At 53.5% G+C, this 23,048-nt stretch carries 22 protein-coding genes; 12 read left to right on the forward strand and 10 right to left on the reverse strand.

Features of this window, described 5'->3' with window-relative positions; translation table 11 throughout:
- Positions 1 to 11 precede the first annotated feature (11 nt).
- From TURPA_RS19730 to TURPA_RS19740, 3 genes are read right to left on the reverse strand one after another with little or no spacing between them, the layout of a single operon-like run.
- The gene (locus tag TURPA_RS19730; RefSeq protein ID WP_014805034.1) at positions 12 to 842 is read right to left on the reverse strand and encodes a purine-nucleoside phosphorylase; all 831 of its coding nucleotides are present in this window, start codon (positions 840 to 842) and stop codon (positions 12 to 14) included.
- A 1-nt stretch (position 843) separates the two neighbouring features.
- Positions 844 to 1,554, reverse strand: a complete 711-nt coding sequence (locus TURPA_RS19735; protein WP_014805035.1) for a hypothetical protein — start codon at positions 1,552 to 1,554, stop codon at positions 844 to 846.
- The gene (locus TURPA_RS19740) at positions 1,529 to 2,662 is read right to left on the reverse strand and encodes an N-acetylmuramoyl-L-alanine amidase family protein (protein WP_014805036.1); all 1,134 of its coding nucleotides are present in this window, start codon (positions 2,660 to 2,662) and stop codon (positions 1,529 to 1,531) included. Before TURPA_RS19740 ends, TURPA_RS19735 begins: the two co-directional genes overlap by 26 nt.
- 165 nt (positions 2,663 to 2,827) lie before the next feature.
- On the opposite strand from TURPA_RS19740, the gene TURPA_RS19745 reads away from it, so the two are divergent.
- The 3 genes from TURPA_RS19745 (at position 2,828) to TURPA_RS19755 (ending at position 5,137) form a co-directional block, all read left to right on the forward strand.
- A complete protein-coding gene (locus TURPA_RS19745; protein ID WP_014801511.1) occupies positions 2,828 to 3,793 on the forward strand; it encodes an IS30 family transposase in 966 nt (321 codons plus the stop codon).
- A 67-nt stretch (positions 3,794 to 3,860) separates the two neighbouring features.
- A complete protein-coding gene (locus TURPA_RS19750; RefSeq protein WP_157210602.1) occupies positions 3,861 to 4,508 on the forward strand; it encodes an FFLEELY motif protein in 648 nt (215 codons plus the stop codon).
- Positions 4,509 to 4,519: 11 nt separating this feature from the next.
- Complete coding sequence (locus TURPA_RS19755) at positions 4,520 to 5,137, forward strand: ferredoxin reductase domain-containing protein (RefSeq protein ID WP_014805038.1); 618 nt, start codon at positions 4,520 to 4,522, stop codon at positions 5,135 to 5,137.
- A 10-nt stretch (positions 5,138 to 5,147) separates the two neighbouring features.
- Here the strand turns inward: TURPA_RS19755 and mutM are convergent, their stop codons facing one another.
- Positions 5,148 to 5,951 (reverse strand): bifunctional DNA-formamidopyrimidine glycosylase/DNA-(apurinic or apyrimidinic site) lyase, encoded by an 804-nt coding sequence (gene mutM / locus TURPA_RS19760; protein WP_014805039.1) that lies wholly within the window; start codon positions 5,949 to 5,951, stop codon positions 5,148 to 5,150.
- A gap of 178 nt (positions 5,952 to 6,129) precedes the next feature.
- Here mutM and TURPA_RS19765 point away from each other — a divergent pair, with 178 nt between their 5' ends.
- From TURPA_RS19765 to TURPA_RS19805, 9 genes are all read left to right on the forward strand, one after another.
- Positions 6,130 to 6,888 carry an outer membrane lipoprotein-sorting protein gene (locus tag TURPA_RS19765; RefSeq protein WP_014805040.1) on the forward strand — a complete coding sequence of 253 codons (759 nt, stop codon included), beginning with the start codon at positions 6,130 to 6,132 and terminating at the stop codon, positions 6,886 to 6,888.
- Positions 6,889 to 7,229: 341 nt separating this feature from the next.
- The gene (locus TURPA_RS19770) at positions 7,230 to 8,540 is read left to right on the forward strand and encodes a hypothetical protein (protein ID WP_157210603.1); all 1,311 of its coding nucleotides are present in this window, start codon (positions 7,230 to 7,232) and stop codon (positions 8,538 to 8,540) included.
- A 59-nt stretch (positions 8,541 to 8,599) separates the two neighbouring features.
- The gene (locus tag TURPA_RS19775; RefSeq protein WP_014805042.1) at positions 8,600 to 11,062 is read left to right on the forward strand and encodes an efflux RND transporter permease subunit; all 2,463 of its coding nucleotides are present in this window, start codon (positions 8,600 to 8,602) and stop codon (positions 11,060 to 11,062) included.
- A gap of 48 nt (positions 11,063 to 11,110) precedes the next feature.
- The gene (locus TURPA_RS19780) at positions 11,111 to 12,268 is read left to right on the forward strand and encodes an acyl-CoA dehydrogenase family protein (RefSeq protein ID WP_014805043.1); all 1,158 of its coding nucleotides are present in this window, start codon (positions 11,111 to 11,113) and stop codon (positions 12,266 to 12,268) included.
- A gap of 51 nt (positions 12,269 to 12,319) precedes the next feature.
- Complete coding sequence (locus tag TURPA_RS19785; RefSeq protein WP_041948725.1) at positions 12,320 to 13,162, forward strand: M14 family zinc carboxypeptidase; 843 nt, start codon at positions 12,320 to 12,322, stop codon at positions 13,160 to 13,162.
- 4 nt (positions 13,163 to 13,166) lie between these two features.
- Positions 13,167 to 14,243, forward strand: coding sequence for a type II secretion system minor pseudopilin (locus TURPA_RS19790; protein WP_014805045.1), 1,077 nt, complete (start codon positions 13,167 to 13,169; stop codon positions 14,241 to 14,243).
- A 79-nt stretch (positions 14,244 to 14,322) separates the two neighbouring features.
- The gene (locus TURPA_RS19795; protein ID WP_014805046.1) at positions 14,323 to 15,963 is read left to right on the forward strand and encodes a type II secretion system protein L; all 1,641 of its coding nucleotides are present in this window, start codon (positions 14,323 to 14,325) and stop codon (positions 15,961 to 15,963) included.
- Entirely contained in the window at positions 15,960 to 16,481 is a 522-nt protein-coding gene (gspM, locus tag TURPA_RS19800; RefSeq protein ID WP_014805047.1) for a type II secretion system protein GspM, read from the forward strand. Before TURPA_RS19795 ends, gspM begins: the two co-directional genes overlap by 4 nt.
- The gene (locus TURPA_RS19805; RefSeq protein WP_014805048.1) at positions 16,478 to 17,365 is read left to right on the forward strand and encodes a hypothetical protein; all 888 of its coding nucleotides are present in this window, start codon (positions 16,478 to 16,480) and stop codon (positions 17,363 to 17,365) included. Before gspM ends, TURPA_RS19805 begins: the two co-directional genes overlap by 4 nt.
- Before the next feature lie 14 nt (positions 17,366 to 17,379).
- On the opposite strand, the gene TURPA_RS19810 is transcribed toward TURPA_RS19805, so the two are convergent.
- The 6 genes from TURPA_RS19810 to TURPA_RS19835 all read right to left on the reverse strand — a co-directional run bounded on the left by TURPA_RS19810 (position 17,380) and on the right by TURPA_RS19835 (position 22,998).
- Positions 17,380 to 17,982 (reverse strand): hypothetical protein, encoded by a 603-nt coding sequence (locus TURPA_RS19810; RefSeq protein WP_014805049.1) that lies wholly within the window; start codon positions 17,980 to 17,982, stop codon positions 17,380 to 17,382.
- Positions 17,983 to 17,990: 8 nt separating this feature from the next.
- Entirely contained in the window at positions 17,991 to 18,908 is a 918-nt protein-coding gene (locus TURPA_RS19815) for an adhesin OmpL37 family surface protein (protein WP_014805050.1), read from the reverse strand.
- 84 nt (positions 18,909 to 18,992) lie between these two features.
- Positions 18,993 to 20,150 carry a diguanylate cyclase gene (locus tag TURPA_RS19820; RefSeq protein ID WP_014805051.1) on the reverse strand — a complete coding sequence of 386 codons (1,158 nt, stop codon included), beginning with the start codon at positions 20,148 to 20,150 and terminating at the stop codon, positions 18,993 to 18,995.
- Positions 20,151 to 20,193: 43 nt separating this feature from the next.
- Positions 20,194 to 21,006, reverse strand: coding sequence for a M50 family metallopeptidase (locus TURPA_RS19825; protein ID WP_014805052.1), 813 nt, complete (start codon positions 21,004 to 21,006; stop codon positions 20,194 to 20,196).
- A 4-nt stretch (positions 21,007 to 21,010) separates the two neighbouring features.
- Positions 21,011 to 21,649, reverse strand: a complete 639-nt coding sequence (locus tag TURPA_RS19830; RefSeq protein WP_014805053.1) for a hypothetical protein — start codon at positions 21,647 to 21,649, stop codon at positions 21,011 to 21,013.
- 11 nt (positions 21,650 to 21,660) lie between these two features.
- Entirely contained in the window at positions 21,661 to 22,998 is a 1,338-nt protein-coding gene (locus tag TURPA_RS19835) for an aminopeptidase P N-terminal domain-containing protein (RefSeq protein ID WP_014805054.1), read from the reverse strand.
- Positions 22,999 to 23,048: the final 50 nt, after the last annotated feature.

Here is a 23,048-nt window from a genome sequence, read left to right on the forward strand (position 1 = left end):
CGGTGGGCCTGCTACTCTGCGTTGATAGAACGAATGATGCCGAAAAGAAAATTCTGAAAATCGATTTTACGTTTTTCGGCGATCTCGACAACTTCGCTGTGGTGCAGCGGAGCGGCGATACCTGCACCCATGTTCGTGATCACGCTGATGCCGAGAACGCGCATGCCGCACTGCCGCGCGACAATCGCTTCGGGCACTGTGCTCATGCCACACGCATCGGCACCGAGCGTGCGCAGCATACGTATCTCAGCCGGCGTTTCATACGTTGGCCCTGTAAGGCCCGCATAAACACCTTCGCGCAGGGGAATACCGAGCGCCTTGCCGACGCCGCGGGCCCGGTTCAAAAGTTCGCCTGTGTAGGTTTCACTCTGGTCGACAAAACGCTCGCCCCACTCTGCATGGTGCTTGCCGATGAGCGGGTTCGCTGACATAAAATTGATGTGGTCTTGTATCAGCATGAAGTCACCCGGTTTGTAACCCATGTTGACGGCTCCCGCCGCATTGGTAAGAATCAGCGTGCGCACACCTAACGCCGCCATCAGTCGAATACCAAACGAGACCTGTTGCATCGCATAGCCTTCGTAATAATGCACGCGCCCCTGCATCATCAAGACCGACGCTTCTTCAATAAAGCCGCCGACAAAACGCCCGACGTGGCCCTCAACCGTCGACTGCGGAAAACCCGGAATCGCGGCGTAGGGCACCGCGACGCTTTTTTCTGCGCGTTCAGCCATGTCTGAAAGGCCCGAACCCAGCACGATGCCGACCTGCAGCGGAAAGTTGATACGCGCGCGCAGCACATTCGCGGCGCTTTCGATTTCTTGAGGAGATATTTGAATCATGTCACTCTTTCAGCAACGCAAATTTTTCGCTGCCGAGATTTTTACGCAGCGACTCGACAATGCAGAATTCAGTAATCTTTCGTTCATTGGGTGTCATTTTATCCCAAATCATTTTATCGGTTGAAATATAGACAGTGCCCTGGTATGTCCAGAGCGAGCGCAGAAACATCGATTCTTTGAGCAGGTTGCGCGCCTTGAGCGTTTCGACTTCGCCCGCGGGGCCCGCGATCAACTCAAGCATTACGCGCCGCGCCATAGCCTCGGCGGCCGACAGTTCAAGGCCCCCCACTGCTGACATTGGTTTTTGCACCTGCTTGCGCGTCAGCACTGTCTCTTCGGCAACCGCGGCATCGCTGAGCGGCCTTTCGCCCGCAGAATCGAGCTTTGGCTTCGCATCCGTTGTCTTCTCGGGGGCTTCGTCTTCGGGATAAATCTTCTCGATGCCCGTCAGCGATAAAGACCGGGGAAAATAGAGCTCAATGGAACTGCGCGACTCGATCGGGTCGGTGAATAAAAAAGCAACGGGGTTCAGCATCATCGCATAGCTGCTGCGCGTCAGCGACATGAAGGCTACGAAGTCAAGCACGAGCAAAATCGCCAGAAAGCGAAACAATATAAGAGGATTTCTCAAATATCTGATGGTCTGGTTGATCTTTGCTTCGATGCGCGCTGGAACAGAAATGACGCTATCTTTCAGCTTTTGCCAATTCACTTAAAAAGACCCCGATACCCCGGCTGACACCTTCTGCAAACGCCTTACGATATTCAACACTGTTCAGTCTCTTCAAATCGTCTTTGTTCGTCAGGTAGCCTGTCTCAATGAGAATCGCCGGCATGAGAGAGCCCCTCAGAACCGCGAAATCTGCCTTCTTCACTTTTCGCGGTTTAATCATACCGTCAAGGCGATTCGCCATGCCCGAAAACACCTGCCGCGCCAGCGTCTTGCTCTCGCGCTGAATCTGCGCGTTCATCAGCTGGCTCGTGAGTTTGCGTATGTACGCACTGCTTTCATACTTGAGGTTTTCACGCAGCATCAGCTGGCGCGACTTTGTGTTGTCAGGGTTTTGGGCCAGGTAATACACCTCAAACCCTTTAACCCGAGGTGAAAGCGTTGAATTGCAGTGAATACTCACGAAGATGCCGAATCGCCCTTTGTCGCTCCGCCGGTTCGCCAGGTCGCTGCGCTTTTCGAGGCGTATGAAGCGGTCGCCGCTGCGGGTCATATAAATGTTCACGCCGGGAAAATCGGCTTTGAGTTGCGCTTTTAGAGTATGCGCGAGCGTCAGGGTGATATCCTTTTCATTGACATCGAAGTAGCCCAATGCGCCCGAATCTTTGCCGCCATGGCCGGCATCGATAAATATGAAATCGAGTTTTTCAGTCGCGTCGCGCGGCTTGTCGCGCACGACGAGAAGGTTGTTGCGGTTGAACCGGTATGAAACTGGTACGCTGAGCTCAGTGAGAATTTCTTCGACAAATTCGCGTGAGAAAAATATGCCATCGTCTTCGATCGCACCGACATCGTCGAGCTCGCGCAACTCGCTCTGCGACTGGTATTGCGCCTCGTCGAGGCGAAAGAGTATAACACGCTTTTTCATGCGCAACTCGCCCTGACCTTCGTTTTTGTCGAAGGTGACGATCAGGTCTGCATGCACACGACGCAGGTTCGCGAATGACAGATACGCACGCTTGTTGATCTGCACCAGGGTGAAGCGCAGCTTTTCTTTTTCACGCGCCTCGCCCGACGCAGCAAAAAGCGAAACCGATGCGCCAGCGGTGAAAACCAGCGACAAGAACAGCGTTTTTGCAGAGCGAGACATAAGGGGCGCCGGCCGTAAAATCGTTATCGAATGCTGCGAGAGAGCGCCAAGCGATTTCACAGCCGAATGGCAGATTCCAAAACGAAGTGCGAAAGGGATAAAGTAATGTAAGGCCGCTCCCGGGTTTCGAGGTTGATTTGCGAAAAACGACCACGGAGCCCCCGGATGCGACCCTACGTTCAACTATCAAATGATGAAAGACTGCGTATAGAAGAAAGCCTTGCTGAGGGCCTCAAGGCCAGCCAAATCGCCAGAAATCTTAAGCGACACCCGAGCACTATTTTTCGAGAGATTCGGCGTAATTCAATGCCACGACATTACAGCGCGCGGTGCGCCAGAGACGAGGCGCGAAAGCGCCAGACTAATACCAACGCCGCGAAGGTTACACCAGAGCTTTGGTCAGAGATCGGAGCATCGCTCAAGTCGACGCTGTCACCAGAACAGATCGCAGGCCGCATGCGCCTAGAACGTTTCGACGGTGTCTGCATGCAGACGATTTACAATCATGTGCGCAAGAAATCCGGCACATCGAATTTTTATCGCCTGTGCCTGCGCCGCAAAGGCAAACCATACAAGCGCAAAGTGAGGATTGAGGCTGAAAACAAAGGGTTTTTTCGCATTCACGACCTGCCAGCCGAAGCTTTGACGCGACGCAAACCCGGCTACTGGGAGGGCGATTTGGTCGAGGGTAAAATGGGCACCGGGCAGATTGCAACTTTCGTCGAAAGGCATTCGCGTTACTTGCTCGCGGCGAAACTGGAGCGCAAATTGGTGACACAGTTTAACGCTGCAGCGCGCGACCTATTCGCCGACATCGATAACGAACGGCTGCGGGGTATCATTTACGATCGGGGCACCGAGATGAGTGGCTACCGCGACCTGCAGCAAGTGCTGAACTGCGGCATCTACTTTTGTGACCCCGGCTCGCCATGGCAGAGAGGTACGAACGAAAACACGAACGGCCTGCTGCGCGAGTCTTTTCCCAAAGGCACAGATTTTCGGCGCATCGACCAGGAACAGGTTGACGCAGCGCTTAAATTACTAAATAACCGACCACGCAAGCGGCTGAATTACCGAACCCCGGCCGAGGTCTACTTTCGCAGCCCTATCGCACTTCGTTTTGGAATGTAAGAATGCCGAACGGGCCTGATGAGGCTAATCGGTTGACCCGTCTCTTCTGCCTCCGGTTGTGGCGCGCGTGGTCGACCACTACCACCAGATTATTGTCAACACGCATGTCAGGCGCTCGCACCTGACATACGGCGAGTACTTTCAAGACGAAAAAACCCGGCAGCTCGCCGACTATTTCTTCGAGAAGATCTACACACTCGAAGGCAAAGCCGAGCGCGATGAACTGGCGGTGAAAACCTATAACCGATTCAAGGGCATGATTTCTGAGAAAAGCCGCGAGCGCATTGAAAACCTGCTGCTGCTCAATGAGCTGACAGACGAACTGGACATGCAAATGGCGGCTGTCATTCGCAAAGAAAAAAAGTTTATAGTTAAGCACGACGGCATTGAGCACGTTGACCTAAAGAAGCTGCCGGCGCTCTACCGAAAGGCAAACGACATGAATGCGCGGGTAAAACAACTTAAGCTCGTCGTCACAAACCTCGAGTCATTTTTTGAACTCAGCAAGCACCCGCTCGCGGGCGTGGTCATGAAGCCGGTTTCACTCGCGGCACGCACCGTGGGGGCCCTCAAGCTCTACCGTGTTTTCGAAGAAGGTTACGCTGCGACGAAACCGGTTTCGCGCGAGGTTTTCTTCGAATTCACGCAGTACGTTCGCGGGCATGAGACGCAGTTTCTCGAGAAAATCTACAAAAAGCACATCCACCTGCTTTAGGGCCAACGACTATGCAGCTGCAAACTGACATCATCTCGAGCAAGACCGATTCCGCAGGGTACACCCATTTGAGGGTCCGCCGACCCCAGGGTTTCGACTATGTTGCAGGCCAGTACGTCACGCTCGCGAACGGCAACGAAGAGAAGCCGCGTTTTCTCGCGATTGCCTCAAACACATCAGAGGCCGAACTGCTTTTTGTTTCGCGCCATGAAACAGACCCCAGGCAACCGGTAAAACTGTCGGCACCGCAGGGCAAAGGTTTTGGCTGTAATTTCGACTTGCCCGGCGCTTTTCTTTTTATCACACACGGGACGGGAATCTCGGCGGTTCGCTCGGCGGTCGTGGAGCGGCAAAAGCGCGGCCATGCGGGTGACTTTCTGCTCTATGGCGCGCAAAACGTGCAGGCTTTGCCTGAGATCGACTGCCTCGGCGAGGCGGCGGGTCTGCGGCAGCTAAGGGCCTTCTCAAAAACCGCAACCTCGCAGCACGTGCAGGATATTCTGCAATCGCTCGACCTGTCTTCTGTTGCGGCAATGATCTTAATAGGTTCAAAAGAGATGATGCAGTCGTGCCGTGAAATTTGCGCGCAAAAAGATTTCGACGCAGCGAAAATATTCTCGAATTACTGACAGCCGATTCTTATTTCTGGCAGACGTTGCAGAAGAAGGTGCTGCGCCCGCCGAGCACTGTTTTTTGAATTTGCGCGCCACAGTTTTTGCAAGGCTCACCGGCACGGTTATAGACCAGAAACTCTTTTTGGTATGCGCCGGTGCTGTATTCACGCTCACCGGGCAATGAGTAGACAAAGTCAGAAATGCTGCTCCCCTTTTTATCGATCGCGCGGCGCAGCACTTTCTCGCAGGCGGTAATCAGCCGTGCTGCTTCTGCAGCGGTGAGGCGCTTGCCGCGGCGGTGCGGATCTATACCTGCGGCAAAGAGCATTTCGGCGGCATAGATATTGCCGATGCCGGCAATGATCTTCTGGTTGAGCAAGATCGATTTAATCGGCGCACTGCTTTGAGTCATCTTTTGAATCAGCGCCTCGCGATTTTGGACACCGAGTGCATCGACACCTGCCGGGAGCGCAGCCAATGCCTTGTTGCCTGCGAGTACGAACGCGAAACGGCGCACATCGACAAAGCAGAGTGTCGCCTGCGAAAACCGAAACACAACTTTGGTGTAGGCCGACGCGCCCGGGCTGGTCAAGAGCAGTCGCCCCGTCATGCCGAGGTGAAACAGCACGGGAAAATCACCAAAGTCGAGTAATAGGTATTTGCCCAAACGGCGAATGCCAGTCAATTGTTGTGCCACAGCACCCTTGAACTGGGCTGCTGTGGCGCGGTAGCGCAGCCGACCGTCCGGTAGTTCGACCTTGCGCAGCCTCTGGCCGACGAGGCCTGAAAGTGAGCGGCGAACAGTTTCAACTTCGGGAAGTTCGGGCATGACGGTATAGATCCCCCTTCTGATCTACCGAAGCACTACAACCCGGCGTAAATGCAAAACCCTAAAAGCGGCACGCAGATTCACGAAAATAGGAATTATTTACCTGACACCTGACCACAGAGTCATATGCATTCAAATTTTTGTTGCCGGGTATTAAGCGGCGCGATAAATTAACCAAATGGTTAAAAACATACTCCTATTCGGCCTGGCAGTTTTCGCCGTCTACGGCGACGAAGCCTATGACATAGCAGCGAAGGCTGAAAAGACGCAGCGCAACTTTGGCGACGAAACCGTCGAATCGACGATGAGCCTCATCGCCGCGAACGGCTCGGTTGTGACGCGCAAAACCAAGAACTTTACGCTCGAACGCGCGGGCAGCCGTGATTACCAGTTGTTTCAGTTTCTCGAGCCGGCCGATGTGCGCGGCACCTCACTGTTGACGCACCAAGATCCAAAGGGCGACGACAGCCAATGGCTGTACCTGCCCGAACTGCGCCGTGTCAAAAGAATATCCTCATCGGGTAAAACGGGCTCATTCATGGGCAGCGAATTCACGTACGAAGACGTCGGCGGCAACACGCTCGACCGTTTCAAATATGTAAAACTTGCCGACGAAACCTACAAAGGTAAGCCGTGCTACGTGCTTGAGAAGACACCCACATATGCGAACAGCGGTTACACCAAAATCAAAATGTGGATTTCGAAAGACAACAACCTTGTGCTGAGACAAGACTTCTTCGACCGCAAGAATTCTCTTTTGAAAATCATGACATTCGACGGCCACAAACAGTATGGCACCACCTGGCGCAGCCAGAAGATCAGCGTCGAAAACCTGCAGACAAAAAAGAAAAGCGTGCTTGAGTTCACGAGCCGCAAAATGCGCTCGGGGCTTTCGAACGATCTTTTCACCGAACGCAACCTGCAGCGTTTGCAGTAGTTATTTCGGACGAATATAATAGGCTATGCTCAAAATGCTGCTAACCAAGCCGGCTACAAAAGCAAAAGACTCAATGACTTGCTTATATTCCGGGTATGTTTGTAGCAGAGCAGCTGCCGTACTGAGAAAGAAAACGCCCAGAACAAATAAGAATCGCTTGTTCACTTTTTCAGGTCTTTTCGAACTTCGTCGCTGACCATGCCAGCAAGACCGACCCCAAAAAAATACAAGCCAGAGGCGATGAGCAGAGTAATACCGGTAATCATCATCCAACTCATATGACGAAAATACACAGATACGAACAAAATGTCAAGAAAATAGCCTTCTTCTCGTTCTTGGGCATGCTGATAACCCCCGCTTATACCCAAGCCATCGAGTTCTCTGAAAACACGCGCCTCAACTACAAAGGCAATATCGGTATGAACTACTGGTATTTTCCGAAAGCGGCGCCGAAACCAGAAATGCCCGAACACGTCGGCACATTCGACGGCCAGCTCGACCTCAACCTCAAGGCGGGCAAATACTGGGAGTTCAGGGCGAACCCGCGCGGCGTCGTCGACATCAAAGACCAGAACCGCCGCCGCTTTTTGCCGCAAGATATCTATGCAGATTTCGTCACGAGCCGGTTCGAATTGCGCGCCGGTTATCAGGTATTTTCATGGAAGACCGTCGAATCGGTTGCGCACTCCGATATTTTAAACCAGACAGACCCATCGCTCGATTTTTTTGACGCACCCAAAGTGGGTGAACCCGCGCTGCGCACGCGCTTCATCATTGGTGATGAAAATCCGCATACTTTCGAAGTCTATTATCTGCCATACTTCACGCCGGCAAAATTACCGATCGCCGGCAACCGCTTCGATTTCTCGGGAGCGCTGCCGCAAACTACGGTCGGCGCGCAGACGATTACCCCGAATGTGATCTACGACCCCGACGCGAACCGCTACGAGACGCCTTACAACCGCTGGCGGCCGCAGGGCGCCGTGCGCTACCAGAAGCAACTCTTCGGCAAGGTCGATACGTCGCTCTATTATTTCAACGGCTATAAGCGTTTTCCGCAGCTTTACCCGGTGCAGGCAACTGCGCTGCCCGTTGCACCGGGTGTGGCGGTACCGACCCAGTATGCGCAGGCCTATAACCCGATTCACCAGGGCGGTCTCACCTGGCAGGGCACACTCGACGCACTCTTGATCAAAGGCGATGTCGCATACATTCAATACGTTCAGCCAACGAAGGCGCAGAACACGGTCGACACCGTGCGGCCCTACGCGCAGTACACGGTCGGCTTTGAATATACTTTCAACAGCCTCTTCGTCGACAGTCAAGATCTCGGCCTTATCGTCGAGGCGCTCGGCGACAGCGACACGGGGCGCAATCCCATGGAACTCGATATTTTCAGGCCGTTTCAGAACCATGTGTTCGCAGGCCTCAGATACACGTTCAACAATACCGGCGATCGCTCGCTGCTCGTCGGTACCTTTACCGATTACAAAAAGGGCGACATGCTCGGGCGCATCGAATATGAAGAGCGCTTTTTCGAGCGCGTCAAGGTCAAGGCGCAGTTTCTGGGCTTTGCCACCTCGACCGGTAGCCAGCTGAAGCCGTTCGAGCACACAACGCGCGGCAGCCTGCTGGTATCTTACTATTTTTGATGAAAGTCATGGTTCGACAGGCTCACCATGACTAATAGATAACTCAATAAGGATAACCCATGAAAAAGAAAGAAACAACCGGACTTAAAATCGGGCGCTTTGTACTCAAGTACCGGTGGCACATTATTATTGCCAACGCCGTGCTGCTGCTGATTGTCATCGGCGGCATGGCGGCACGCGGCAAACGCTATGGCGACCATGTGAAATATATGCTCGAGACGCGCAGCGACCCGACGAAGCGGATCGAAGGCTACAAAGGCGAAAAGCCATTCTTTGACGCCGACTACCGCGTCTGGTTCGACAGCTCAGACCCGAACCTGAAGGCAATGGACGAGCACCAGGCAATCTATAACCGCGAAGACATGGCGATCGTACTCGTGAAAGCGAAATCTGGCAACCTCTGGACCAATGAGAACCTGACGACGCTGCGCGCGATCACGCAAGACATGTGGACAGTGGCGTATACCAACCGGGTAGACGGTCTCGCCAATTTTAATTTTACCCTGGCCAAAGGCGATGACCTGGTTGTGAGCGAATTTTTGTCAGACCTGCCCTACGACGCCAAAAAGCTCGAAGCTAAAAAGAAGCTGTTGCTCGAAGACCCGCTGCTCACCAAATTCATGATCTCGCCCAAACTCGACATGACGCAGATCACGCTCAAGATCGTCGCGCCGCCTGAGTTTCCGTCGGCGTTTCTCGAAGCCAAGGCATCGATGATTGAAGTGCTGAAAAAGCACACCGACGCGAACCCCGATCTGCAGGTGATGCTCGCCGGCTCGGTGATGCTGAACAATGCGTTCATCGAATTTGCCGCAGAAGACCAGAAGACGCTCGTGCCGCTCATGTTTCTTTTCATCATCATCACCATGACTGCGCTACTGCGTTCGTTTCTCGGCATGCTGCTGCCGATGGTTGTGCTTATTACCTCGATACTTTTCCCGATGTTGCTCTTTATGGGTATTTTCAACTACCCCTTGAACAATGCGTCGGTAAATACCATGCAGCTGATGGTGGCGATTGCGATCGCCGACTCGATACACATTATGGCTGTTTTCTTGCGCAATATGCGCCATGGCATGACGCGAGACGAGGCAATTCTCGACACCCTCGATAAGAACTTTCTGGCATGCCTTTTAACTTCGGTCACAACTGCAATCGGCTTCTATTCTTTGGTGACGCAGTCGATGCCGCCATTTCGTGACCTCGGCCTTTTTGCCGGTACCGGCACTGTCTATGCATTCTTTGCCTCGATTCTGACGCTGCCGGCTTTGCTTGCGGTGATTCCCTTTAAACAGCAGGCAAAATCGTCTGAGGCCGATTTCAGCGACGGCGTGCCTACAAAAGGTTATGAGAAGTTTGTCGATTTTATCTTTGAGCGCAAACGGGCGATCATGATCGTCTGGCTTATCACCTGTGTTGCCTCAGTTGCCTTTTTGTTCTCGATCAAGATCGATAACAATACCATGGCCTACTTTGACAAGAAATCAGAGTTTCGCGTTGCCTCAGAATATATCGACCAGAATATCATCGGCACCATGCCCTTTGAGTTCAATTTTCGCTCGTCTGGTACCGGGCAGGTTTATGACCCGGCCTTTCTGAAAAAAGTCGAAAAATTCCATAACTACCTGATGTCAAAGCCGGAGTTTCAGTTCACGCACGTGTCGAGTGTGCTCGACATCATCAAGCGCATGAACAAAACCATGAACGGTGAAAATCCTGCTGAATACAGAATACCTGAACCGAAACCGGGCGTTGACACGCGTAAACTGATTGCGCAATATATGTTTCTCTATAAGACCAATCTGCCGCAGGGGTCAGATGTCACGAACATCGTCGACGCCGACGATTCGATGATCCGCATTACCGCCTTCGGCCGCGCGCAGCCTTCGCAAAAGCAGGTCGACCTCGCGAAAGAGGTCAACGCCTGGCTCGAAAAAGAAATGCCCGAGATGAAGGCGCGCACAATTGGCATTCCGATTATGTTCGGCTTACTCATGACGCAGGCGATTCCCGGCATGATTCTCTCTATGGTATTATCGCTTGCACTCATCACGCTCTCGATGACGATTGCATTTCGCAGCGTTAAGCTCGGCCTCTTGTCGATGATACCCAACGTCTGGCCGGTGCTCTTTGTCTATGGTGCGCTCGGGCTGATCGGTTACACTGTCGATCTGAGTATTGCAGTCGTAGCGATGGTGACGCTCGGTATCGCTGTCGACGACACGATTCACTTTCTCGCAAAATTTCTGCGCGCGTTTCACCACCTGCATGACACCAAACAGGCAATTCTGCATACCTTCAGGGAAACCGGTGGCGCCCTCATTATCACTTCGGTGATTCTTGTGCTGGGTTTTGGTATTCTTATGTTCAGCGGCTTTCTCATTAACGCGAACATGGGCATGCTGAGCTCGATTATTATTGCCCTCGCGCTGGTCGCCGACTTCGTGATTGCCCCGGCCGTGCTCATTACACTTTTCAAGGCATCGGAGTTTGAACAAAATACCGCAAGTGTAGGCGACTAAAGGCGGCCCTGTCGGGGCGGCCTTGAGCCGCCCGCTAAGAGGTAAGTTATGTTCGACATTTTTAATCCGACCGATGACCATAAGGCGCTGAGAGAGCTGACGCATGATCTGGCGAAAGGCGTCATAGAACCACAGGTCAAAGAATACGACGAGAAGGAGATTCTAAACGAATCGCTGCTCAGAAAACTCGGCAGCGAATACAGCCTCTACGGCATCACGATACCCGCCGAAGCCGGCGGTCATGGCCTCGACGCGACGGCATCGGTCATCGTACACGAAGAGCTGAGTTACAGCGATGCAGCGTTTACCCTGAGCTACCTCGCGCACGAAGTGCTGTTCGTGAACAACCTCTACCACTCGGCCGACGCGAAGATACGCGAAAAGTATATTCCCCCGGTGCTCGATGGCACCGCGATCGCAGGCATGGCGATGTCTGAACCCGGCGCGGGCACCGACGTGCTCGGCATGACGACCTTTGCCGAGCGCAAGGGCGATCGCTATATTCTGAACGGCACCAAACAGTGGATAACCAACGGCAACTGCGGCAGCTACTTTCTCGTCTACGCGAAAACCGACAAGAATAACCGCCAGGCTCTCAGCAGCTTTCTCGTCGATAAGAATTTCAAGGGTTTCAGCGTCGGCAAAAAAGAGATTAAACTCGGCATGAAACAATCGCCGACCTGCCAGCTGGTCTTCGAAGACGTCGAGGTACCGACCGAAAACCTGATAGGCGCCGAACACGGCGCACTCACGCACATGATGCGCAATCTTGAAATTGAGCGCCTGACGCTTGCAGCGATGTCTTTGGGCATTGCGCGGCGGGCTCTCGATGAAATGGTGCGTTACGCGGTCGTCGACCGCAGCGCCTTCGGCAAAAAACTTTCAGAATTTGGGCAGATTCAGCAGCTGATCGCCGAGTCATATGCACGCTACCGTGCCAGCCGCGCATTCGTTTACGAAACTGCGCTCAGGGTGAATCCGAATTCGCGCGAATCACTTTCGGCTGCGGCGGCGAAACTCAGTGCGACACAGATGGCAGAGTACGTGGCGCGCGCGGCGATTCAGGTCTTGGGCGGCTATGGTTATACGCGCGAATACCCGGTTGAAAAACTATTACGCGATGCGATTCTGCTATCGATCGGCGGCGGCACCAACGAGGCGATGCAGAAAAACATCATGAAAGACCTCGCGCTTTCGCTGCGCTAAAGGCGGGCTTTTGCCGTTGACGAGATGCGGCGCCGTCGCGGGTGTACGCAAGTGATTCGTAGCATCTCGTGCGTTTTGGTATTAGGCGTGACTATTGCGGTCGGCGCCGCTAAACCCTATTTGTCAGCCGGCGACTATGCAAAATACGTGCAGCGTCTGACATGTTCGGTTGAAGACCCCGATCACGACGACAAAATTCGTGTCAGAAAGCTGCGCTATGGCACTTCGGGCAAAGGCCGCGCGCTCATCGCACACATTGTCGAACCCGCAAAATCGCTCAGCGACAAGGCGCGAAACGTTTATGTTATCGGCGCACAGCACGGTGACGAACGCAATACAAAAATTGTGCTCGAGTATTTTGTGCGCGAACTCGCGACGCTCAGCAATGATTTTAGAAATCGCCGCCGAATTATCGTGATACCCAACTATAACCCCGACGGTTATAAGCGGTACCACCGGCTGAATGCTTCGAATATCGACCTCAACCGGGATTTCCCGAGTTCAGACGGCCACGAAGATGCACCGCGTGCCTCTGAAACGGCCGCGTTCATGAAACTGATGGAAAAATACCCCGCATATTCGATGTATAATATTCACCAGCCGTTTCGGGTGGTGCTCTATTACCCTGAAGACGAATCGTTTGCGCGGCCATTTTCATTGCTCTCTGATTACCCGCTCGGCACGGGAGTGGGTTACCCGACACCCGGTTCGCTCGGCACCTACATGCGTGAAAAGAAGGTACCCATCATTACCGTTGAACTCGCACGCCATATGAAAGCTGCGGTGGCCCCCTACATTTACGAAGAGATCAGGCTCGCGCTCTATTACTCGGCTTTTGGCTGCATACCGAAACCGGCGCAGAAGTCGCGCATCGAAACCTATATCGCCGAATAGGGTTATGCAAGCCGCACAAAAATCAATCCGCAAACGGCGTCTGCTTTTGAGGCGCCGCGGCGCGATTATTCTGATTACCGCAACCCTGATGCTGACGCTGACGATTTCTGTCGCGCTCGTCTTCGTGCGTTTTGCGCTCAACGAATTTCGCGCCGTTTCAACAACCGGGCAGCGCGAACGGGCGCTGCAGCTCGCGCAGAGCGGTCTTGAAACGGGCACGTTGCTGCTGACGCGAATTCCGCTCGATTCACTCTATGAGTTCGGCATCTTCACCATTGCCCCGACAATACCGCTCGGCGGGGGCACGGTTACGCTCTCGCTCAGCGAAGAGAGTGGCAAGCTCAACGTCAATCGTCTCGTGCGCATGTTCGAAGACCAGACCGATGAGAAGCATCTCGAGTATTTTCAGCGCCTTTCGATTGCGCTCGGTATTCCCGTCGATCTGTGGCATGCGGTCGTCGACTATATCGACGAGAACAATACGCCCATGGCGCGCGGGGCAGAACGCGACGAATACGAACGCCTGCAGCCACCGCGGCGCATCAAGAACGGCCGCATGCAGTCGCTCGAAGAGTTGCTGTTTGTGCCGGGGTTTGACCAACGCCTGCTCTATGACGACCTGAGATCTCTCGACCGGCGAAAGAACTTTTCGACCAGCGGGCTCAGCGATCTCGAAAAAGCAGCCGTGACACCCGAAGACTATATTCTCGCGAATAATATCACCACGTACCTGGTCTATAACGCTGATACATCCACCGATCTCATCAACATCAATTCGGCGCCCTACCATGTCTTACTGGCAATGTCTGAATTTATGACCCCGGCCGCAGCACGCAAAATCATTATGGAGCGCATCAAGCGTAACGGGCGAATCAAAAGTATCGATGAACTGGCGACTATACCCGAGCTGCAGATACCGACGACGGGGGGGCTCAATCTCTATAAAGAGCTGGCGATTCGGGTAACGATTCAGAACCAACTCTATAAGATTGTTGCCGATGCATCTCTCGAATCGCAAGTTGCGCAGGTTATGGGCGTACTCGACCCGAATGCCAAAAGGCTCGTGTTCTATTCAGAATGAAACCCGGTATTTTACCCTATTTTGACTCTCCGAGCCCTGAAAACACAGGTTGCGGCTCTCAAATGCCGAAAATATAGTCATGGCACGCACGCCCGTTGTCATCGAGATCAATAATTACGAGATAAAAGGTCTCGCTTTTCGCAGCGGCATCGCCGGGCGCTCGTTTTTTCAGGCCGAAACTATGCTGCTCGACCCGCAGCAAAGCATTGCGGCGCAGGCCGCAGCCTTTGTGGCTGAGCGCTACCCGGGCGCGATCGGCGTGCATTTTAATGTGCCCTACGAAAGCCTCTTCACCCGGGAGCTGACGTTTCCGTTTGCCGACCGCCGCAAGGTACGCGAGGTCATGCCGTTTGAGCTTGAGCCGCTGATACCGAGCGATCTCGCAGAAGTTGTCTACGACAGCTACCTGACGACCAATAGCGTCACGCAGAGCACCCGGGCGATTGTTGCAGGTTCGCGCAAAGACGTATTGATCCGTTTTCTCGACGAATTCAGGCAGCGCGATATCACAGTGCTCGGCATCTACACGCCTCACGATGCGCTTTTTCGGCTGCACCCCTTCACGGGTCTTGAGTCGTGCATCATGCTGCACGTCTCGAGACTGGTTTCGATCATTGTCATCGTGCTGGGCGGCGAATGGCGTTTCGCACGCGTTATGCCGGTAGGTTATGACTGGCTGATCGCGAAACTCAAAGCAAAACTCAAGAGCGACGTTACCGAAACGCACCGCCTGCTCATGGCGCTGCCCTCTTCGCTCGAAGACAGCGCCGAGCTTGATGCCTTCAAAAAGACTTACAAAATTACCGGCCCCAAGTTTAAGGCGCTCGGCGATTCAATCAAAGAATTTACCCAAGTCATCAGCCACGAGCTCGAAGTCTCACTGCGTAACCTGCAGATCGACCAGGAAGACCAGGCGACGACGGGCGACAAAGAAGAAACCGCCGAGGTTAAGGCGCTGAATCCGCATGAACTTACTGTGGCGCTCAGTTCTGACCTTAACAATGCATTGGTGATTGAAAATGCCCTGGCTGCGAGCATCAGGCATGAAGTGTCGCCTTTTCCCTACGACCGTACGCCGCTGGCATTACTCAACCGCGAACACCTCGTGACCATGGGCGGCGCCTATTCGCAGACTATCTCGGGCAAGATGACGCTGCTCAAAGACGATCTCAAAAAATGGGTCGTGAGCTCGCAGACAGGTGCATCGCGCATCGTGGGCGCAATCGTCGCAGCGGCCATTTTACTCTTCGCCACTTCGTTTTTCATCGACCTCAAGCGCCGTGGCCGCGAACTCAAAGAATGGGAAGACCGGCAGACAAAGGTATTTCAGCAGTTTTTTGCCGGAGCTCAGATTCCCGAAAATCTTTCTGCGCTGAGTTATGCCGGCGAGCTCGTGCGCAAAGAAAAGCAGAAGACTGAAATCATTGAAGTTTTTCTGAAAGCCCCGCGGCTCTCGGCAATTCTCGTGCAGTTGCACCAGAATATTTCAACCGAAGCGGGGCTCGAAATTACTTCGTTCTATTACAGCGATCGCGGCGTTGAGATCAATGGACTCGTGCCCGATTTTGCGAAGCTCGAAGATATTAAACGTTCACTCGCGCGTGCAAGTTTGCTCACGGCGGTTGAATCAAAAAATGAGAACTCCACACCGGGGCCCGGCGGGCAAAACCGCATCAAGTTTACGCTCTTTTGTAAAGTCAAGAAGGCCGAAGGCACATGAAAAAGTTCTGGGAAACCCTGAACGCGCGTGAGCGCACTTACCTGATGCTGCTCGGTGTCTTTATGCTGTTTCTGGGCGTCTTTTTTGCGGGCCGCTCGTTCGCGCGCTATATGACAGACCTCAGCGAAAGATCAGAATCTGCCGAACGCGACACGATGCAGATCGAAAATCTGGGCCGACAGTACCAGCTTCTGCAGGCGATGAAAACCGGCGATTCGCAGCAGCTCGACAACATGCTTTCGAGCATCGAAACGATGCTGAAGACTATCGGCCTCAGAGAGCGCGTCGGCAGCCTCACGCCCACCGACACCATCGTGCAGGATAAATACCTCAAGCGTGAAGTGAAAGTGTCGATCAGAGAAAGTTCGGCGAACCAGGTGCTCGATTTTATCAGGCAGATTGAGCAGAGCACGCAGACACTTTACAAAGTCGAAAATTTCAGCTACCGGCCGGTGCTGAAAAAACCAGGTATCTACGACTTCACCGTGCAGATTTCAGGGTTTCAAAGAAAACAATGACAGAGCCAGAAAACAGCGAAGAACTGGTCCCCGCCACGCCCCCGCAGGTCGAGCGCACCTGGCAGGCGACGCTCAAGAAAGCGTCGCCTTACGCTGCAGGCGTCGCCGCGTTTCTTATTGGCCTCTTGATTTTTGCGCCGCTTGAGGCCTATGCGATGCTCGCGCTGCGCCAGCTGGGCGCATCGGGCGTGCATGTCGATATCGCCGACCTGTCGCTTTCGGTCTTTGGCCGCTTTAGGGCCGAAAGCATCAAGATTCCGTTTGGCAACGAAACCGATAAGCAGGCGGCGCTCAAAATTGCCGAAGCAAAAGGTAAAATCAGCACGCTCGGCATTCTGCTCGGCGATAAATACGACGCGCATGCCGAAGCCGTAATCTTTTCTTTTGCAAAGGGGGATTTCGGTCTCAAAATTGATTCACTCGAAATTACCTCGGCTCTCGAACAAACGAAATCGGGCGGCACGCAGAAAACACTCAATGGCTCGTTTCAAATCGAAGCCGAATCTGCACAGGTAACCTACAAAGAGAATAAGTTTCTGAAAGAAGAAATTGTAATACCGTTTCTGAAGGTTACACTCAAAGCCACTGCGCAGCAGAATGTCCTCAAGATCGACCAGGGTGAAGCGATGGGGCGCCTGATCAACGCGCAGATCAGGGGCTCGGTTTCCATGGGCACGCAGACTGAGCTCAGCCTGAACATTATTCTGAAACCCACAAACGAATTCTTCGAAAAATATCAGGATAAAGACCTGCGCACCCTGCTCAAATTCGCCAACGTTCTGCAAGACGACGGCCGCCTCGAATTTAACGTGCGCGGTACAATGGCTGCGCCGGTCGTTGAACCCGTAACGGTAAAGAGCGCAACGCCCCCCACGACGCCTTAGCTTTAGAGGCGCTGTCAGCGGGCGGCAGGTTTTTTATTCGCTTTGGGCTTTTCGGCTATCTGCACCAGCGGCTGCCATTTGCGCAAGGTAAAAACTTTCGCGTAATGCCGCAGCGAACGCCAGTAAAGATGCGCGCTGTAGTTATAGTTGCGGTTCGTGTAAGCAGCGAGTGCCCGCGTCTCGTCTTGTTTCGCGACTTCAACCGTCGCAACAACTTTTTCGCGCACCGCAGTTTCACTGATGGTCTCGCTGTTTTTTTCATTTATGGCGTTTTTGTGCCGCAAAGCCAGATCGCGGTAAATGTCAGCGATGGCCTTGAATTCAGGGGCAAACTTTTCGTAGTTTGCCTGAATAGCTTTGAGTGCGGTGTTTCGGTCTGTCTGTTTTGCTTCGGCAAATTGTGTCAGGCTGCGCTCGTAGTTTTCGATCTGCATTTCGATGGCGGTCTGCCGTGCAGAAATGAGCCCGGTCTCCTGAAAATAGCGCAGATCTTTAATATTCTGTGCGCCTTTCAGGCGAATCTTTTGCAGGTCGAGAGGTGCGGCAAAGAGCGAGGCCGCGGTGCAGAAGAGCAGAATCGCTGCGGCTCTGAGGTGTGCACGCGCGCCTGTAACCATCGGAAAGATTATTTTTTCGCCGGCTCAGCGGGTTTCTTGTTTTCTGGCTTTGCCGGCTCGGGTTGGTCTTTTTTCGGATAATCGGGTACCAGTGCTTTTTTCTCAGGCCGTTTGGTCTGCAGCTCTTTGAACGCATCTTTCAGCAGCGACTTCTTCTGCCCTGAAATGAGGCCATAGTTGTCGTCGTGGTGCAGAAAGAAGTTCATGCCATCGGTATAGAGTTTGCGGTTCATCTGGTTGACCATGCTGTTCTTGACCCGCTCGTAATCACGTATCTTCTCACGGTCGTCTTTGTTGATTGCGTCATCCCAGGTTTGGGTGGTGTACTCGGCTTTGTCTTCGATCGGCGTTTTGCTTTCGATCAGAGAAAGAAAGGCGAAACGTTTCGCGCGGCGTGCGCGCTTGATGCCGTCGATATAATAGCGAATTTTGCTCGAATAGAGAAACCGGTTATAGTTGTAACCCATGTCACGAAACTGCCGCGCCACTTCGACGTCGCGGTAGCCGAGCTGCAGAAAGTGCGCCGACTTTTTGTCTTTAGACTGTATAATAACCGGGGCATTCAGGTCGAGCAGCGCCCGTGCATCTTCGATATAACGCTTCTGCAAGACGTCATAGAGCAGATCGAGCAGAATCTCCTGGCTGAGGCGAATTTCTTTGAAAGCGTCGACGTAATTGCTCTCGAGGTAGTAGAGGTTGGCGTTAAAGTTGTGCTGGTTGGCGTCTTTGAGCGCCTTTTCATTTTCGGGTGACCCAAAATTCGAGACATTGACATTCGAAAATTCGATAAAGTAGCGATTTTCGCGCAGAATCTTCTCGACAAACCCCTGGTCGGGAGCTGCCGCAGTAACAGCCGTGCCGGCCGCAGCAAAAGCGAGGGCCAGACCGATTGTCTTGAGGGCGGTTTTATGCAAGAATTTGCGCATTATTTTCTCTCTAAGGGGTTCGTTTAACTATCGACCGGGCCGGTGAGTTCTTCAAGCAAAAAACATGTCAGGGGGATATCCCCCTTAGTTGTTGCGGTTGGCGCTTGCGGGCAGCCTCTTTTTAAGGCTCGAAAGATGCTCTTCGGTAAGGCGAATGAACCTCGCCCCTGCCCTGAACCGGCGCTCTTTCGCATTGTTGTCGACCCAGACGATCTGCACCGGCAGCTCGAGCGGCTCAGAATTGATATTGAGATGCAGGCTCATGAGTTCACCCGGTTCGGTAGTTTCGTCGAGTTCGAATGAGATGCCTTCGATCGAGACGTCTTGAGAGCGTGACTTGCCCGCGGTGCCCGATGTCTTCGTGATCGCGAGTTCCCATTCGAGGGGGTAACGAATGTGCCGGCGTTTATTGCTCGCATAACTGATGACACGGTTCTTACCGGAATACTTGGCGAAATAGAGCATCTGGTCGGCGCGGTCGATGAGGTCTTTTGCGTTGGTTGCATCGCTCGAGAATGTGGCAAGGCCTCCGCTGAGGCTGAGATCGGTCGAAGCGATTTTTAATTTTGAAAACTCGTGCCTGATTTTTTCTGCAACGATTTCTGCGCCCTCGACACCGGTCTCGGGTAAGAGCACGGCAAACTCTTCGCCCCCTATTCTGCACGGGGTGTCTTCAGAACGGATCTGTTTTTTCAGCAGTTTGCCGAGCGCCGAGATGACCGCGTCGCCCGTCGTGTGGCCATGCGTGTCGTTAATCTTTTTGAAATTATCGATGTCGAGAATGAGCAGAGATAGGTTGCGGTTACGCCGCGCGGCCTGTTTGATTTCACGCTCGATCGCTGAATCGAAAAAGCGCCGGTTATAAACACCGGTGAGTTCATCGACGGCAGCCTGCCTCGCGGTCTCGGCATAGACATGAATTTCGATCACTTTCGGGTTCTTGAGTTCCCGGCTTTCGTTAATGAAATAATCGAGCATGGCGACGCGAAATCCCATCGGTCGCCCGAGTTTGCCCTCGAGGCTGTCGCGGTGGCTGATAATCGCTTCCCAGGTTTTTTTGGCTTCGGCGGGCGCGAGGCGCAGGTGGCACATGACATGCAGCAGCCTCGCATAGATGTTCTTTTCACCTGATTTGTAAAGCGAGGCCGCGGCTTCGAGCACGCGTTCTTCGCTCGTGGTTTCATCGTTAAAAATCTGGTTGATGAGATCGAGTTCGCCCTGAATGCCGGTAGAGACACGCATGCATTAGGCTGCCACGCAAAGTCGGGGCGTACAGCTTAAAAACTCATTGGTCTGGCCTGCGCGACTGCGATTTCAGCCACTCGAGCATATCGGGCGTGATCTCGACATCGGGGTTCTCGGCCTGCCAGGCGGCGAGGTCGACTGGTTCATTCTGCGGTTCGGTTTCGAATGCACTGCGCACAAGTTTCAAAAAGACGTAGATCGATATGGCGCTTATGAATCCGGCTATGACAAAAGCCAGGGGTTTGACCAGCGCCGATTTACCAAGCAGGTAGTGAGCGAGAATACCCGCGTCGGTACGCATGACATCGCCGTGCACAAAATCGTTCAGGTCATAGAGCGAATAGAGCGCAGTCGCGCCCCCGAGAAAAAAGAGCAAAAAATGGTTGAAGCGCGGCAGAATAAAGGCGCTGATCGTGAGCGTCAGCCCCCAAACGCCGCTGATAATATAGCGGGCGTTGAAAAAGGCCGAATTCTTCGCAGGCGCGCCATCGGGAAAAAAACCAAAGAAGATGACGCACAGGCCGACGACGAGCGATACCGTGCGTACCCAGCGACCGGTAAGCGAAGCACGCAGCATCAGGTAACCCCAGAGAATACTTCCGATGTAACCAGAAATCGCGATAATAAAGAAGATTCCTTCGCCGCTCGCTGCATACGTGGCACCTGATTCATCCCACTCGAGAGTGATCGCGGCTAGGCGGCCCCCCGTCGCAATCGTCGCGATCGCATGCGAAGTCTCATGCAAGAACACAACGAAGAGTTTGAAAGGCTTTAAGAGCGGCGAGTTCCAGAAAAATATCAGCAATACGGTAAGCACGCTGAGTGCGATGAGCCTGAGCAGAACGGTACGCATTTTTCTAGAACAGCAAGAACTGCATGCCCGCGGTCAGCTGCGCCCGCACGTGAAGCAGGTCTGTGACCGTGTAGACGTTTTGCCGCCCCGGCACCATATTGACGCCGAACACGAGTGTGAATACGAGTTTCACGCTGCTTGTCAACCTCGGCGAGAACTGCATCGCAATATCGACAAAGACGTGGTTGTAAGAAGATTTCGGTACCTCGGTGCCATTCAGATACATTGTCGTTTCTGTCAGGTGCGAAAGCCCTGCGCCGAATGCAAAAACCGGATCTACCCGGTAATAGGCATGCAGAAATACCGGCACATGCCACTGCGTGCGGTTCTCCATCGCCATGGCAACGCTGTTGACCCTCAAGGTCATGAGCCGCAGCAGGCCAAGGCCACCGTGCAGATAGAATTCAGGAAAATGATACTGGCCGCTGAGATATCCCCCCAATGTATTATAGCTGACGTCGTACTCGCCTTTCGACCGATCGAGACCCGCTTCGTTGTGCCCGGCCCAGCCGAGATCAAAACCTGCGTACCAGGGTTTTGGTACCGCGTTGCCCTTCTCGTCTGTGGTGGCTGAAAGGTTACCTGCGAGGCTCACCACCCAAAAAAGTGCCGGCAATAGACGATGCGGATGCAGTAGCCTCACGTCACCTTACGCTATGAACGGCATGCTGCCGTCAAGACTTCGTTACCGGCTTCGGTAATGAGCACATCGTCTTCGATACGAATGCCGATGCCGCGTGCTTCGGGCCGTACAAATTCATAATCCGCAGGAAAATACAATCCGGGTTCGATTGTAATCACCATACCTGGTTCGAGTGGCCGGCTCTCACCTGCTGCAAAATATTCGCCTACGTCGTGCACATCGAGACCGAGGTAGTGTGACGTGCGGTGCATATAAAAGTGCGCCAGATACTCACCCTCAAGCACTTCAGCCATGGTGCCCGGGTTTGCGAGTTTAGCGCTTTCCCCTTCAGCCTTCTTTCGTTCGGGAACATTTTTGAAAAAGCCCATGGCCAGAAGTCCCTGGGCCAGCACATGCTGCGCGGCGGTGTGCACAGCTTCAATCGTCGTACCGGGCTTCGAGGCTGCAATCGCCGCCTTTTGCGCAGCGAGTACAAGATCGTACAGGTCTTTATGGAGCCCCGAAGCTTTTTTCCACCCACCGGTCGGCGTGGTGCGTGTGATGTCAGATGCATAACCTTCAAGTTCGGCGCCGGCATCGATCAGCACGAAATCACCCGGCTGGGCAATACCCTGTGTGCGTTCGTAATGCAGGACTGTAGCGTTGTCGCCTGCCGCGACAATCGAAGGGTATGCAAGCCGGTCGGCGCCGCGCGCCATGAACTCGTGCTCGATGAGCGCTTTAATTTCATATTCGCTGAGGCTGCCCGCTGCCGCGACGATGTGATCGGCCGCCTTATTGTGAGCCGCGGCAGAAATCGCCGCAGCCCGCCGCATCATCTCAAGGTCGTGCGAGTCTTTCTTGAGCCGCAACTCGTGCAAAATTTCTGAAGCCCTGATGATCTGCCTCGGGCCTTTCTGCCCACGCCGCGAATAGAGCGCCATTTCGTGCAAGACAGCCAGCAGGCGTCGCTCGAGGTCGCTCTGCAGGCCAAAGTCGTAATAAAGTATGTCGCGCCCTTTCGCCAGTTCGGCAAACTGCCGTTCGAACTGCTTTGCCTCGAAAACTTCGGTCTTGAATCTATGCCCTGAAAAGCGCTGCAGAAAAAACTCATGGCCACAGACCTTGCCGACCCAACGTTCGCGCTCCGCATCACGGGTTTGCGCAAACACGTACAGATTCTCGTTTGTGACGATGAGACCCAGTTCTTCTTCGTTAACGCCGGTCAGGTAGAGTGTGTCTGAATAACCGCGGTAGCTGTAGTGCGTGTCGCGGTTGCGTATCGCGTGCGGCGCCGCAGGTATCACGAGCAAAGACCCCGGCAGCATCTTGCCCTGAACCCTCTGTATACGTTCGCCAAATATCTGCATCGAATGAATCGAAACCAGCTTCGCCCTCTGATCGTCATCTATTTTGCGGT

The organism is Turneriella parva DSM 21527 (genome assembly GCF_000266885.1).
Classification (GTDB): Bacteria; Spirochaetota; Leptospiria; order Turneriellales; family Turneriellaceae; genus Turneriella; species Turneriella parva.

Excerpts from the sequence above, each read along its gene's own strand:
- TURPA_RS19730 (WP_014805034.1), bottom strand. The coding sequence starts at position 842 with ATGATTCAAATATCTCCTCAAGAAATCGAAAGCGCCGCGAATGTGCTG.
- TURPA_RS19740 (WP_014805036.1), bottom strand. The coding sequence starts at position 2,662 with ATGTCTCGCTCTGCAAAAACGCTGTTCTTGTCGCTGGTTTTCACCGCT.
- TURPA_RS19745 (WP_014801511.1), top strand. The coding sequence starts at position 2,828 with ATGCGACCCTACGTTCAACTATCAAATGATGAAAGACTGCGTATAGAA.
- TURPA_RS19755 (WP_014805038.1), top strand. The coding sequence starts at position 4,520 with ATGCAGCTGCAAACTGACATCATCTCGAGCAAGACCGATTCCGCAGGG.
- mutM (WP_014805039.1), bottom strand. The coding sequence starts at position 5,951 with ATGCCCGAACTTCCCGAAGTTGAAACTGTTCGCCGCTCACTTTCAGGC.
- TURPA_RS19765 (WP_014805040.1), top strand. The coding sequence starts at position 6,130 with ATGGTTAAAAACATACTCCTATTCGGCCTGGCAGTTTTCGCCGTCTAC.
- TURPA_RS19770 (WP_157210603.1), top strand. The coding sequence starts at position 7,230 with ATGCTGATAACCCCCGCTTATACCCAAGCCATCGAGTTCTCTGAAAAC.
- TURPA_RS19775 (WP_014805042.1), top strand. The coding sequence starts at position 8,600 with ATGAAAAAGAAAGAAACAACCGGACTTAAAATCGGGCGCTTTGTACTC.
- TURPA_RS19780 (WP_014805043.1), top strand. The coding sequence starts at position 11,111 with ATGTTCGACATTTTTAATCCGACCGATGACCATAAGGCGCTGAGAGAG.
- TURPA_RS19790 (WP_014805045.1), top strand. The coding sequence starts at position 13,167 with ATGCAAGCCGCACAAAAATCAATCCGCAAACGGCGTCTGCTTTTGAGG.
- TURPA_RS19795 (WP_014805046.1), top strand. The coding sequence starts at position 14,323 with ATGGCACGCACGCCCGTTGTCATCGAGATCAATAATTACGAGATAAAA.
- gspM (WP_014805047.1), top strand. The coding sequence starts at position 15,960 with ATGAAAAAGTTCTGGGAAACCCTGAACGCGCGTGAGCGCACTTACCTG.
- TURPA_RS19805 (WP_014805048.1), top strand. The coding sequence starts at position 16,478 with ATGACAGAGCCAGAAAACAGCGAAGAACTGGTCCCCGCCACGCCCCCG.
- TURPA_RS19810 (WP_014805049.1), bottom strand. The coding sequence starts at position 17,982 with ATGGTTACAGGCGCGCGTGCACACCTCAGAGCCGCAGCGATTCTGCTC.
- TURPA_RS19815 (WP_014805050.1), bottom strand. The coding sequence starts at position 18,908 with ATGCGCAAATTCTTGCATAAAACCGCCCTCAAGACAATCGGTCTGGCC.
- TURPA_RS19820 (WP_014805051.1), bottom strand. The coding sequence starts at position 20,150 with ATGCGTGTCTCTACCGGCATTCAGGGCGAACTCGATCTCATCAACCAG.
- TURPA_RS19825 (WP_014805052.1), bottom strand. The coding sequence starts at position 21,006 with ATGCGTACCGTTCTGCTCAGGCTCATCGCACTCAGCGTGCTTACCGTA.
- TURPA_RS19835 (WP_014805054.1), bottom strand. The coding sequence starts at position 22,998 with ATGCAGATATTTGGCGAACGTATACAGAGGGTTCAGGGCAAGATGCTG.